We start from the raw sequence: 12,795 nt of genomic DNA, 5'->3' as shown, positions 1-12,795 counted from the left end.
TTTATAGAAACGCTGCATTAACGCGGCGTGGCGGGGTCATTCATCCGGCGTAATGTTGTACCGGAATGGCCTCACCCTCACCCTTTGCGCGGCTGTGCCACTCCCTCCCTCTCCCCTCGGGAGAGGGATAGACGCCGAAGGCGGCGCTGGGTGAGGGTGAGCGTCCCTACTTCAGGTCCGCGCATGCCTGCTGGATCCGCGTGCACGCCTCGCGCAGCAGCGCGTCCGACGTCGCATAGCTGATCCGCATCGCCGGCGACAGACCGAACGCCGCGCCCTGCACCGCCGCCACCTTGGCATCGTCGAGCAGATAGCCGACGAACGCCTCGTCGCTGTCGATCACCCGGCCCGATGGCGTGGTCTTGCCGATCAGCTCCGCGAACGACGGATAGACGTAGAAGGCGCCCTCCGGCGTCGGGCAATGCATGCCGGGGATCGCGTTGAGCATTCCCACCACCAGGTCGCGCCGCCCCTGGAACGCCGCGGCGCGCTCCTTCAGGAAATCCTGCGGCCCGTTCAGCGCGGCCACCGCCGCCGCCTGCGCGATCGAACAGGGGTTGCTGGTCGACTGCGACTGCAGTTTCGCCATCGCCTTGATCAGCCACGGCGCGCCCGCGGCATAACCGATCCGCCAGCCGGTCATCGCATAGGCCTTCGAACAGCCGTTCACGGTCAGCGTGCGCTCGTACAGGTCGGGACACACCTCGGCGATCGTCGCGAAGCGGAAACCGTCGTAGACGATATGCTCGTACATATCGTCGGCGAAGATCCACACGTGCGGATGCCGGGCCAGCACCGCGCCCAGCGCCTTCAGCTCGTCCACCGTATAGCCCGCGCCGGTCGGATTGGACGGCGAATTGAGGATCACCCACTTGGTCCTGGGCGTGATCGCCGCGTCCAGCGCTTGCGGAGACAGCTTGTAATCCTGCTCCGGCCCGGCGATCGCGAACACCGGCGTACCGCCTGCGAACTGCACCACGTCGGGATAGCTCACCCAATAGGGGGCAGGGATCACCACCTCGTCGCCCGGATCGACGCTCGCGACGATCGCGTTGAACAGCGTGTGCTTGCCGCCGACGTTCACGCTCACCTGATCGGTGGTATAGGTCAGACTGTTGTCGCGCGCGAACTTGGCGACGATCGCCTGCTTCAGCTCGATCGTGCCGTCGACGTTGGTATATTTGGTCTTGCCGTCGCGGATTGCCTGGATCGCCGCCTCTTTCACGAAGTCGGGCGTGTCGAAGTCCGGCTCGCCCGCACCCAGCCCGATCACGTCGACACCGGCGCGCTTCAACTCGAGCACGCGGCTGGTGATGGCGAGCGTGGGGGACGGGCTGATGCGGCCGAGGGCGGCGGAGGGCTTCATGGACACGGGCCTTATGGCGAAAAGAACGCGCGCCCTATAGCGACAGCGGGTCCGTTTTCGCAACCGCGCGCGTCGCCGGCATCAGCCCGCGCAGCGCATTCCCGACAAAAAATTGCCCTGACAGGTCGTCGGGCGACAGGTTCGTTTCGATTGCCCGTGCCGAATCAATCATTTGTGAGCGGAGCACACCCGGCAGCAGTCCGGCCGCCAGCGGCGGCGTCAGCAGCATGCCGTCGTTGCGCGCCACGAACACGGTGGTGAAGCTGCCCTCGGTCAGTGCCCCGTCGGGTCGCACGAACACCACCTCGTCCGTGCCCGCCGCGATCCGCGCTGCATCGTAGAAGCCGCGATCGCTGGTCTTGTGCCGCAACCGGAAGTCGCCCGGATCGACCGGCAGCGGCACCACCGCGACGCGCAGCGGCCGCTCGAACGGCACCGGCGCCGGTGCCACCTCGATCGCGATCGCACCGCTCTGCGCCAGCAGCAGCCGGACGCGCGCCGGCGCGCGCAGGCGAAAGGTCGCCGCCTGCAGTTCGTTGCGCGCGCCGTGCCGGTCGAACCGGAATCCCAGCGCCCGCGCACTCGCCCGCATCCGTTCCAGGTGCGGGTCGAGCAGGGCCAGCCCCTGCTCGGGATCGAACGCCATCGTCTCGATGAGGTCGAGCGGTCGCTGCCCGGCGGTGACGAACGCACCCTTCGCCAGGCATTCCGCCCATTCCTCGTCACCGCGGCTGTCGGCGACGATCCCCGATCCCAGCCCGAGTTCGGCCGTGCCGTCGGTCACCACCAGCGTCCGGATCGCCACGTTGAACGCCGCATCGCCATCGCGATCGATCCGCCCGATCGCGCCGGTATAGGCGCCGCGGCCCGTATCCTCGACCGCGGCGATCACCTCCATGCTGCGCTGCTTGGGCGCGCCGGTGATCGATCCGCAGGGAAACAGGGCGGTCAGCACGTCCACCGCATCGCGGCCGTCCGCCAGCGTCGCCGTGACGGTCGAGGTCATCTGGTGCACCGTCGGATAGGTTTCGACGGTGAACAGCGCCGGCACCGCGACGCTGCCCGGCACCGCGATCCGCGACAGGTCGTTGCGCATCAGGTCGACGATCATCAGGTTCTCGGCCCGCTGTTTGGGATCGCCCTCCAGCGTCGCGATCCGCGCCCGGTCCTCGTCGGCGGTGTCGCCCCGCGTCGCTGTGCCCTTCATCGGCCGGCATGCCAACGCGCCATCATCCAGCGTGAAGAACAGCTCGGGCGACAGCGACAGCAGGTGCCGCTCGCCCGTGGCGACGAGCGCGCCATGGCCTGCTGCCGATCCCTGCCGCAGTCGCGCGTACAGCGCCGCCGGATCGCCCGCGATCCGCACGTCGGCGCGCAGCGTCAGGTTCGCCTGATAGATATCGCCCGCGCGGATCATCTCCAGCACCCGGCCGAGCGCATCGTCATAGGCGTGGCGTTCGATCCGCGGCGACGGTGCCGCCGCCCACGCGCCCGCCGGATCGGGCAGCCACGCCGCCACCGCCGCGGCATCCATTCGCCGATAGTCCGCGAACAGGCCGAACCACAGCAGCGGCCCGTCGACCGCCCGCGTCGGCAACGCCCGCGGCATCAGCGCCGCCCCGGCTTCGTAGGTCAGGTATCCCGCCGCGTGCAGCCCGCGCGCGCTGGCCGACCGCAATCGCTCCAGCGCTGGCACGACCGCCTCGGGCCGATCGGCCGCGACGATCTCGACCGGATCGACGTACAGCCGCGCCCCCGCGCCGCCATCACGGGCATCGTCGAGCAATACGAAGGGCGCGGTCGGCATCCCCCGTCAAATGCACGGCCCCATGCGTCGCACGCAAGCAGCGATTGCGCCACTTGGGTGGCGGGCGGCGATTGTCCCACCGCCCCCGTCCGCCTATCTCCTGCCCCATGACCGACACACCCTCGCGCGTCGCGCCCCTGAAAGCCGTCATCGTCCAGGTGACGCCCTTCCAGCAGAATTGCACCCTGATCTGGTGTACCGAGACGATGAAGGCCGCGATCGTCGATCCCGGCGGCGACCTGCCCCGGATCAAGGCGGCGGTGGCGCAGGCCGGCGTGACGGTCGAAAAGATCCTGCTCACCCACGGCCACATCGATCATGCCGGCGAGGCAAAGCCGCTTGCCGACGATCTCGGCGTGCCGATCGAGGGGCCGCACGAGGCGGACCGGTTCTGGCTCGCCCGCCTCGACGATGACGGACGCAATTACGGCATGACAGGCGTCACCTTCGAACCGGACCGCTGGTTGGTCGAGGGCGATACCGTGACGATCGGCAATCTCACCCTCGACGTCTACGAAACACCCGGACACACGCTCGGCCACGTCATCTTCCACCACGCGCCCTCGAAGTTCGCGCAGGTCGGCGACGTCCTGTTCCAGGGATCGGTCGGCCGCAGCGACATGCCCGGCGGCAACCACAAGCAGTTGATCGAGACCATCGTCACCAAATTGTGGCCGCTTGGCGACGACACCGCCTTCATCCCCGGCCACGGCAATCCCAGCACCTTCGCGCACGAACGCGCGAACAACATGTTCGTCAGCGACCGCGCGCTGGCGCAATAGGTCGGGCGAACGCTGTCCTACACGGCGCCGGTCGTGTAACGCTGCACTATGGTCGATCCTCGCTTCCCTCTCCTGTCGCGCGCTGCGGCACCGGGCGGGAACGCGTTCCGGTCGCGACGTAGTGTCAACTTCGGCAACTTCCGGCCGGACGACTCGGACACCCCCGTCGCAGCCGATATCCGACTCGCCCTTGCGCCCGTGAAGCTTGCAACAGCCCGGAAATTCGCTATAGGCCCGCGCTTCGCGATGCGTCCGGTTATCGGTGGCGTCCGGCAGCCGGCTTCGTCGGTTGCCTGCACGTCCCGTCGGGCTCATCGGATTTCCGCAAGCCGATTTTCTAGAACAAGGTGCCGAAATGGCCGTCCCCAAGCGAAAGACCTCTCCCTCCAAGCGCGGCATGCGTCGTGGTCACGACTCGCTGACCATCGCGTCGTTCCAGGAATGCCCGAACTGTGGCGAGCTGAAGCGTCCGCACAACCTGTGCACCGCATGCGGCCACTACAACGGCCGCGAGATCGTTTCGGTCGAGGGTTAATCCCCCTCCCCTCCCATCCGGATAAGCGCTGAACCATGCCCGACAATTCCTGGATCGCCGTCGATGCGATGGGCGGCGACAAGGGGCTGGCGGTCATGCTCGCTGGCGTCGCTGCGGCACGCCGGCGGTTCGAGGGCATGCGCTTCTTCCTGGTGGGCGACGAGGCCGCGGTTCGCGAGGAACTGAAGTCTCACCCGAATCTCAGCCAGCATAGCGAGATCGTCCACGCGCCGGAAACGGTCGCGTCGAACGACCGGCCCAGCCAGGCGATCCGCCGGTCCAAGACCACGTCGATGGGGATCGCCATCGATCTGGTGAAGCAGGGCCGCGCCGGTGCCGCCGTGTCGTCGGGCAACACCGGCGCGTTGATGGCGATGGCGAAGCTCGCGCTGCGCACCCTTCCCGGCATCGACCGTCCGGCGCTCGCCGCGCCGCTGCCGACGCTCGGCGACAACGACGTCGTCATGCTCGACCTGGGTGCGAATACCGAGGTGGACGCGCGCAATCTCGTCCAGTTCGCGGTGATGGGCGCGGCCTATGCGCGCACGATCATGGACCTCGACAGCCCCCGCGTCGCGCTGCTCAACATCGGCAGCGAAGACCAGAAGGGCACCGACGAGATTCGCGACGCCGCCGCGGTTCTCAGGGGCCAGTCGCACCTGCCGCTGACCTTCACCGGCTTCGTCGAGGGCGACCAGCTCGCCCGCGGCAACCATGACGTGATCGTCTGCGACGGCTTTGCCGGCAACATCGCGCTGAAGACCGCAGAAGGCACCGCGCGCTTCGTCGCCGACCTGCTCAAGCGCGCGTTCAGCTCGTCGGTCCGCTCGAAGGTCGGCTTCCTGATCTCGCGCCCCGCCACCGAATTGCTGCGCGACCACCTCGATCCCAACAACCACAATGGCGCGGTCTTCCTGGGCCTCAACGGCATTGTCGTAAAGAGCCACGGCAGCGCCAATGAACGCGGCGTCGCCACCGCGATCGGCAATGCCGCCAAGATGGTGCGCGCCGACCTGACGCGCCGGATCGCCGACGACCTGGGCAATTTCGAGAAGAGGGCCGCATGATCCGCTCGGTCGTCCGTGGCACCGGATCGGCGCTGCCCGAGAACCGGGTGTCGAACGCCGATCTCGCCGATCGGCTGGACACCAGCGACGAATGGATCGTCGAGCGGACCGGCATCCGCTTCCGCCACATCGCACAACCGCACGAAACCACCTCGACGCTCGCGGCGGAGGCATGCCGCGGCGCGCTCGCGTCGTCGGGCCTCGTCGCGCAGGACATCGACCTGATCGTCCTCGCCACCGCGACCCCCGACCAGACCTTTCCGGCCACCGCCACCAAGGTGCAGGCGATGCTGGGCATCGACGATTGCGTCGCCTTCGACGTGGCCGCCGTGTGCTCGGGCTTCCTCTATGCGGTGCAGGTCGCCGATGCGATGCTGCGCACCGGCATCCATCGCCGCGCGCTGGTGATCGGCGCCGAGACGTTCAGCCGCATCCTCGATTGGGAAGACCGCACCACTGCGGTCCTGTTCGGCGACGGCGCCGGCGCGATCGTGCTGGAGGGGCAGGAGAGCGACGCGGACACCGGTCGCGGCATCCTCGCCACCAAGCTGCACGCCGATGGCCGCCACAACGAACTGCTCTATGTCGATGGCGGACCATCGACGACCGGTACCGTCGGCAAGCTGCGGATGAAGGGGCGCGAGGTGTTTCGCCACGCCGTCGTCAACCTCGCCGCGGTCATGCAGGAAACGCTGGTGATCGCCGGCCTGACCCCCGACGACGTCGACTGGGTGGTCCCGCACCAGGCCAACGCCCGCATCCTCGATGCCACCAGCCGCAAGCTGGGTCTGCCCGCAGACAAGGTGGTGGTGACGGTCGACCGCCACGCCAATACGTCGGCCGCATCCGTGCCGCTGGCCCTCGACACCGCGGTGCGCGACGGACGGATCGTCCAGAACCAGATCGTCGTGCTGGAGGCGATGGGCGGCGGTTTCACCTGGGGCGCCGCCGTCATCCGTTTTTGACACATAGGCCCGCCAGGCGCATATTGTGCCGCATCAACGCAAGAAAGTCACTTTCGGACATTTCTTCTCTGGTGTAGCTTGCTTGAGGAGCATTCTAGTGAATGGAGTGGGGCAAGCGTGTTGATGACTACCGCGGGCACGTTGACGCGGGCCGACCTTTCGGAAGCACTGCATCGTCAGATCGGCTTGTCTCGGACGGATTCGGCCAAGATCGTCGAACAAATCCTGACCGAAATGTGCGAAGCCTTGTCGCGTGGCGAAAACGTCAAGATCTCGGGCTTCGGCACCTTCGTCCTGCGCGACAAGGGTGAACGGATCGGCCGCAACCCCAAGACGGGCATCGAGGTGCCGATCGCGCCGCGCCGCGTACTCACTTTCCGTGCCAGCCAGATGATGCGCGAGCGCATCGTCACATCGAGCTGACCCCGGTGCCCTCCGGCACGCCAAAGGCGAGCGGAGCATTCAGGACGATCGGGGAGGTTTCCGAGGAAACCGGCCTTCCCCAGCATATCTTGCGCTATTGGGAAACGCGTTTTCCCCAGTTGCGCCCGGTCACACGCGCCGGCAACCGCCGCTATTACCGGCCCGAGGACGTCGCGCTGATCCGTCGCATCGACGGCCTGCTCAACCGCGACGGCTATACCGTGCGCGGCGTGCAGCAATTGCTGGGTGACCGCCGCCAGTCGGCCCCGGTGGCGCCCGATACCGGCATCGATCCGATACGGCGGCTGCGGACGATCCGCGACCAGCTGGCGCAGGCGCTGCGCCAGGACGAGCACCCCGCCTGAGCGACGCCGCTGTCGACGTCAGCCGACCGCTCGCCCGTCGGTCCGTTGCGCGACCAAGGTGGCCCGATTCACGATCCGCGGCCGGTGTTCGCGAGCCTCTGCACGAAGCGCTGCCTTGCCGGCGTCCGAGCGGTCTTCCCGCTGCGTGAACGGGGATGATGGCGTCCGTACTTATCCGTTGATCGGATCGGGCCAGCCCTTCGTGTGCGGCATCGGGCCACAACGTTTGCGGCAATCCATAGGCACCACGGCGTCGAACGACGGTCGATCCGGACCACGATAGATCAGCGCGACGACGCGGACGGCGGCAGGCGGAGCAACATGAACAACATGAACAACCGGGGCACTCGTACGGAAACGTGCGGCGGCGATCGTTTTCATTTTGGCGATGATGAGAAAGAGCGGGTGTCAGCGAGGATCAGCCAGCGCCGGTCGGCGTTGTAGGACAGTGGCCGCCATTTTGCCCTGCAACGTCATGGGTTGCGCGCGGTTCCGACCAACACGCCCTGCCGATCGGGTCCCGTCGTCGCTTACCATTCGCGAGTCGCTCCGAGGGCTATTCGTACGGCAACGTACGGCGGCGATTGTCTCCGTTTCGACGATGATGAGAAAGAGCCGGTGTCGGCAAGGGTCAGCTCGCGCCGGTCAGAAGTGTAGGACAGTGGCCGCCGTTTTGCCTGCAGCATCAGGTTTGCGTGCGATCCCGACCAAGACCTCCCTGCCGGCCGGGTCCCGTCGTCGCTTACCGTTCGCGAGTCGCCCCGAGGTTCGTTCGTACGGAAATGTGCGGCGGCGATCGTTTCCACTTTTTCCGATGATGAGAAAGAGCTGGTGTCGGCAAGGATTAGCTGACGCCGGTCAGCGGTGTAGGACAGTGGCCGCTGTTTTGCCCTGCGACGTCATGGGGTTGCGCGCGGTCCCGACCAACATGCGCGTGCCGGCCGGGTCCCGTCGTCGCTTACCGTTCGCGAGTCGCCGCGAAGCGTACCTTTGCGTAGCGGTCGGCGATGTAGTTTACTTCCCAGGCGCTCTTCGCGAGGAAAACGGGGTTATTGTCGCGGTCCTTGGCCATGGCGGAGCGGTTGAGGTCCATGAACTGCTTGAGGTCTGCCGGGTCCTCGGCCGATACCCAGCGCGCGGTTTCGAACGGCGCGGGTTCGAGGCCGGCAGCGACCTTATATTCCGCATCCAGCCGCGACAGCAGCACCTCGAGCTGGAGCTGGCCGACGACGCCGATGATCCAGTTGGACCCGATTTCCGGATAGAAGACCTGCGTCACGCCCTCTTCGGCCATGTCGTCGAGCGCCTTGCGCAGCTGCTTGGTCTTGGTCGGATCCTTCAGCTGGACGCGGCGCAGGATTTCGGGCGCGAAATTGGGCAGGCCGGTGAAGCGTACGTCGGCGCGTTCCGACAAGGTATCGCCGACGCGCAGCGTGCCGTGATTGGGGATGCCGATGATATCGCCGGGAAACGCCTCGTCCGCGACTTCGCGATTCTGGGCGAAGAACAGGATCGGCGAATGCACCGCGATCGGCTTGCCGCTGCCCGAGGGGGTCAGCTTCATGCCGCGCTTGAAGGTGCCCGAGCACAGCCGCATGAAGGCGATGCGGTCGCGGTGGTTGGGGTCCATGTTCGCCTGGACCTTGAACACGAAGCCGGTGACTTCGTCGTTGTCGGGCGAGACGGGGGCGGGTTCGGCCGGCTGGGCGCGCGGCGGCGGTGCGTGTTCGGCGAGCGCGCCGATCAGTTCGGCGACACCAAAGTCCTTGAGCGCGGAACCGAAATAGACCGGTGTCAGGTCGCCGTTGCGATACGCCTCCGCATCGAAGGGGGCATAGCCGGCCTGTGCCAGCTCGATCTCCTCCGTCCAGCGTTCGGACAGGGCCGGCGCGTCTTCGGTCTTGCCGAGAAAGGCGCGGCTGTCGCCCTCCGGTCGGCTGATGCGGTTGGTGACGAGATCGAGCACGCCCTCGAACTCGCCGCCCATGCCGACCGGCCAGCTCATCGGGCAGACGTCGAGCGCGAGCATGTCGGCGATCTCGTCGAGCAGTTCGAACACCGGGCGGCCTTCGCGATCGACCTTGTTGACGAAGGTGATAATCGGCACGCTGCGCAGGCGGCACACCTCGAACAACTTGCGCGTCTGCGGCTCGATTCCCTTGGCGGCGTCGATCACCATCACCGCGGAATCGACGGCGGTCAGCGTACGATAGGTATCTTCGCTGAAGTCTTCGTGGCCCGGCGTGTCGAGCAGGTTGAAGGTGATGCCGTCGCGTTCGAACGTCATCACCGACGACGTCACCGAAATGCCGCGCTGCTGTTCGATCTTCATCCAGTCCGACCGGGCGCGGCGGTTCGCCCCGCGCGCTTTCACCTCGCCCGCCAGATGGATCGCACCGCCGAAATACAGCAGCTTTTCCGTCAGCGTAGTCTTGCCGGCGTCGGGGTGGGAGATGATCGCGAAGGTGCGGCGGGGGAGGTCACTGGATCGGGTCTCGGAATGATGCGCGACTCGGGCGAGCGACGCGGAAGTTGGCGAAGTTGACGGTACGTCGGGTTCGGAAGCGCCCTCCGCACGCTGCCCGCGGAACGGGCGGCGACAGGCGGACGGCATGGGTCATGGCCGCGCTTTGCCAGATTGGCGGCGTGTAGGACAGGGGGTTGCGTGCGCCCCTATCGTCCTGTCGCCGAACGTCGCGGCCCGCGGGCAGCACGCCATCGGCATCCGCGCGGCGCCATCGGGTTCGCCGCCACCGTGAGTCCCGGCCGCCGGGACGGCGGATGGGGCGGTGGCGCCCTATTCCTCCAGCGTCACGCGCATCGCGATGCGTTTCTCTCCACCTGCCGCGACGTCGAAGACACCGGGCTTGGCACGGTAATCGCCGGTATAGCCTTCGGGATCGGCGATGCCGTGCCACGGTTCGACGCAGACATAGGCCGCGCCCGGCTTCGTCCAGATGCCGAGCATCGGCGTGTCGGGAAAGGCGATGCGCAGGCGCGGGCCATCGGCCGCACCATAGACGACGGCGTCCGATCGCACCGCGTCCCACACCAGCGCATCGTCGACGAACAGGTCGTCGCGAAGCAGCAGGTCGCGGCCATCGAGCGGGGATGGCTTGCGGGCCGCGGCAATCGTGCCGTCCGCGGCGATGGTGCGCAGCGTATCGGGTTCGTCGGCGTCGAAGCGGATGCGGTGCGCGGCGCGATCCCGTCCGTACGGCAGCGGCCAGGCGAAGGCGGGATGGAAACCGAAGCTGGCAGGCAGCACGGTGTCCGCCGGGTTGATGATCCGCGCGGTGATATCCAGCGTCGCACCGTGCAGCGTGTAGGTGAGTTCCAGACGGAAGGCGAAGGGGTAGCTGGCCCGCGTCGCATCGCTGTCGGTCAGCACGAAGGTCGCACTCTCGTCGTTCGCTTGCACGACATCGAACGATGCGCCGCGGGCGAAGCCGTGCTTCTTCATCGGATAGGGGCGACCATCGAGGTGGATCGTCTCTTCGAATGGCGCGCCGACGACCGGGAACAGGATCGGCGCGTGTCCGGTCCAGAACGCGGGATCGGCGTTCGTCATCAATTCGCGATCCCCGGCATCGCGCAAATGGGTCAGTTCCGCGCCGAGCGGGTTGATCGCCGCGGTCAGGACGTCCGAGCGGATGGTGACGAATTCGGTCATGTGCACAAATCCCAACGCAAGTCCCAACAATGGGAGATGCGATTGCCCGGCGCACCACCGATGGTCAACGCGGACGATCGGGTAACGCCGGTCAACCGGGCGACCGGCGGGGCGGTCAGCGGGCGACCGTTTCCAGCGCGGCGGCATTGGCGCTGGCGGTTTCGGCCTGCATAGCCTGCGCATCGTACGGCGTCGGCGGCGTCCAGCCTTCCGCAGCGGACGCGTCGGTGACGAGCACCGGCGTTCCCTTGCTGGTCACCGCGAACAGTTTTTTGGCGAAGGCCGTCGGCACGCGGATGCAGCCGTGTGACGCCGGGAAGCCCGGGTTCATGCCGGCATGGATGGCGACCCCGTCCCAGGTCAGCCGCTGCATGAACGGCATCGGCGCGCTGTCGTACAGGTTGCTTTTGTGCTGTTCCGATTTCTGCAGGATCGGGAACACGCCGAGCGGCGTGTCCTTGCCATCCTTGCCCGTCGACACCGTCGAGGCGCCGATCAGCAGGTCGCCGCGGTAGACGTAGGCCTTCTGGTCGGGGATCGAGATGCCGATGCTGACCGGTTCCAGCGTCGCGCTGTCGTTCCAGAGAAAGCGGTTGGGTGCCAGCGTCGTGATTTCGGGCGCGAGCGCATCGATCGCAGCGAGTGCCGGCGTGGGCGCGACGACGAGGAGGATGGCGGGGATCGCGTTACCTGCCATGACGAGCCACTGCTTCACGAAATCAACCTTTCTACGCCCGCCCCCTTCACCTCGATCAACGCACGATGATGTGATTCGTGCCTCGGACGGATCGGGATCAATCGAGCCCGACCCGCGCCCAACCGTGCAACCAAAGGGCCAGCCGGGGACGCGGGTTGCAGAAAATTAAGTCCAAAGCTGCTATATGGTCTTTAGCGGGATCAAACCGGGGCTTTTAAATTTCGATGCAAATTGAGCACGATAGCGCACATGATCGGCGCGCGCTTTTGAAGAACGGACTGGTGTTGGCGGCGACGCTGGCGGTGCCGAGCACGGTATCGGCAGCGACGCGCCGGCTGACCCAGCGCGACCTGCGGCCGATCAGCGAACCGCCGGTGCCCGCGCCGCGGCCGATGGTGGTGGCCCGTCCGGTCACCTCGCCCAGGGTGGTGCGCCCCGACCTGATGCGTCAGGCGCTGGCGGCGCTCAACACGCATGGCCGCCGCGTGGCGCATCGCGACCGCATCGCCATCGCCGACATGTCGGCGCCGTCGTCGCAGGCGCGGTTCCACCTGGTCGACCTGGTATCCGGCAAGAGCCGGTCGTTCCTGGTGGCGCACGGCAGCGGTTCGGACCCTGCGCACACCGGTTTCCTGAAGCGCTTCTCCAACGATCCCGGTTCGAACGCGACGTCGGAAGGGTCGTTCGTCACCTCGGACTATTACGTCGGCAAGCATGGCCGGTCGCAGCGGCTGATCGGGCTGGACCCGACCAACGACAATGCGCTGGCGCGGGCGATCGTGGTGCATTCCGCCTGGTATGCGAACCGCGACATGCTGCGCACGCACGGCATGCTGGGGCGCAGCCAGGGCTGCTTCGCGGTCGGGGAAGGCGACCTCAGCGACGTGTTCGCGCAGCTGGGCGAAGGCCGGATGATCTTTTCCGCCAAGGTGTGATCGCAGCATGAGGCGTAAACGGCCCGCCCGCGGATGCGTGGCGGGCTTTTTGCTGCGTGCGTCCGGCGCAGCGCGCGCGCCCGACTGGCCATGGGCAGCGACCCCCATCCCCATGGGAGGTGACGGGTGAGGCGGCGTTCGCGATCGGGATAGAATATGGTCGCCGGCCTTGGCCCTTGC

13 protein-coding genes are annotated in these 12,795 nt (G+C 67.0%); 7 read left to right on the top strand and 6 right to left on the bottom strand.

Annotated features, from left to right (window positions below; translation table 11 throughout):
- Positions 1-166: 166 nt before the first annotated feature.
- Entirely contained in the window at positions 167-1,366 is a 1,200-nt protein-coding gene (locus tag GTH33_RS06290) for a pyridoxal phosphate-dependent aminotransferase (protein ID WP_163957684.1), read from the bottom strand.
- Between the two features lie 34 nt (positions 1,367-1,400).
- The gene (gene pabB, locus GTH33_RS06285; protein ID WP_208404121.1) at positions 1,401-3,173 is read right to left on the bottom strand and encodes an aminodeoxychorismate synthase component I; all 1,773 of its coding nucleotides are present in this window, start codon (positions 3,171-3,173) and stop codon (positions 1,401-1,403) included.
- A gap of 107 nt (positions 3,174-3,280) precedes the next feature.
- Between pabB and GTH33_RS06280 the strand changes: the two genes are divergently transcribed.
- The 6 genes from GTH33_RS06280 (at position 3,281) to GTH33_RS06255 (ending at position 7,310) form a co-directional block, all read left to right on the top strand.
- On the top strand, positions 3,281-3,955 hold the full coding sequence (locus GTH33_RS06280; RefSeq protein WP_163957683.1) for an MBL fold metallo-hydrolase: 675 nt from the start codon (positions 3,281-3,283) through the stop codon (positions 3,953-3,955).
- Between the two features lie 355 nt (positions 3,956-4,310).
- On the top strand, positions 4,311-4,490 hold the full coding sequence (gene rpmF / locus GTH33_RS06275) for a 50S ribosomal protein L32 (protein WP_163957682.1): 180 nt from the start codon (positions 4,311-4,313) through the stop codon (positions 4,488-4,490).
- 35 nt (positions 4,491-4,525) lie between these two features.
- Positions 4,526-5,557 (top strand): phosphate acyltransferase PlsX, encoded by a 1,032-nt coding sequence (plsX, locus tag GTH33_RS06270; protein ID WP_163957681.1) that lies wholly within the window; start codon positions 4,526-4,528, stop codon positions 5,555-5,557.
- Positions 5,554-6,522: a beta-ketoacyl-ACP synthase III gene (locus GTH33_RS06265; RefSeq protein ID WP_163957680.1), complete on the top strand. Its 969-nt coding sequence runs from the start codon at positions 5,554-5,556 to the stop codon at positions 6,520-6,522. Before plsX ends, GTH33_RS06265 begins: the two co-directional genes overlap by 4 nt.
- Before the next feature lie 123 nt (positions 6,523-6,645).
- Positions 6,646-6,945: an integration host factor subunit alpha gene (locus GTH33_RS06260; RefSeq protein WP_163959661.1), complete on the top strand. Its 300-nt coding sequence runs from the start codon at positions 6,646-6,648 to the stop codon at positions 6,943-6,945.
- Positions 6,946-6,950: 5 nt separating this feature from the next.
- On the top strand, positions 6,951-7,310 hold the full coding sequence (locus GTH33_RS06255; protein WP_163957679.1) for a MerR family transcriptional regulator: 360 nt from the start codon (positions 6,951-6,953) through the stop codon (positions 7,308-7,310).
- A gap of 171 nt (positions 7,311-7,481) precedes the next feature.
- Here the strand turns inward: GTH33_RS06255 and GTH33_RS06250 are convergent, their stop codons facing one another.
- The 4 genes from GTH33_RS06250 to GTH33_RS06235 all read right to left on the bottom strand — a co-directional run bounded on the left by GTH33_RS06250 (position 7,482) and on the right by GTH33_RS06235 (position 11,698).
- Positions 7,482-7,691 (bottom strand): hypothetical protein, encoded by a 210-nt coding sequence (locus tag GTH33_RS06250; RefSeq protein WP_163957678.1) that lies wholly within the window; start codon positions 7,689-7,691, stop codon positions 7,482-7,484.
- A 577-nt stretch (positions 7,692-8,268) separates the two neighbouring features.
- Positions 8,269-9,924: a peptide chain release factor 3 gene (locus GTH33_RS06245; protein WP_249055015.1), complete on the bottom strand. Its 1,656-nt coding sequence runs from the start codon at positions 9,922-9,924 to the stop codon at positions 8,269-8,271.
- Between the two features lie 183 nt (positions 9,925-10,107).
- The gene (locus GTH33_RS06240; protein ID WP_163957677.1) at positions 10,108-10,983 is read right to left on the bottom strand and encodes an aldose 1-epimerase family protein; all 876 of its coding nucleotides are present in this window, start codon (positions 10,981-10,983) and stop codon (positions 10,108-10,110) included.
- Between the two features lie 115 nt (positions 10,984-11,098).
- Positions 11,099-11,698 carry a L,D-transpeptidase family protein gene (locus tag GTH33_RS06235; RefSeq protein ID WP_249055013.1) on the bottom strand — a complete coding sequence of 200 codons (600 nt, stop codon included), beginning with the start codon at positions 11,696-11,698 and terminating at the stop codon, positions 11,099-11,101.
- 206 nt (positions 11,699-11,904) lie between these two features.
- On the opposite strand from GTH33_RS06235, the gene GTH33_RS06230 reads away from it, so the two are divergent.
- Positions 11,905-12,615: a murein L,D-transpeptidase catalytic domain family protein gene (locus tag GTH33_RS06230; protein ID WP_163957676.1), complete on the top strand. Its 711-nt coding sequence runs from the start codon at positions 11,905-11,907 to the stop codon at positions 12,613-12,615.
- Positions 12,616-12,795: the final 180 nt, after the last annotated feature.

The organism is Sphingomonas insulae (genome assembly GCF_010450875.1).
Taxonomy (GTDB): Bacteria; Pseudomonadota; Alphaproteobacteria; order Sphingomonadales; family Sphingomonadaceae; genus Sphingomonas; species Sphingomonas insulae.
The sequence above is the reverse complement of the archived record's forward strand: the minus strand, read 5'-3'. Positions and strand labels throughout refer to the sequence as shown.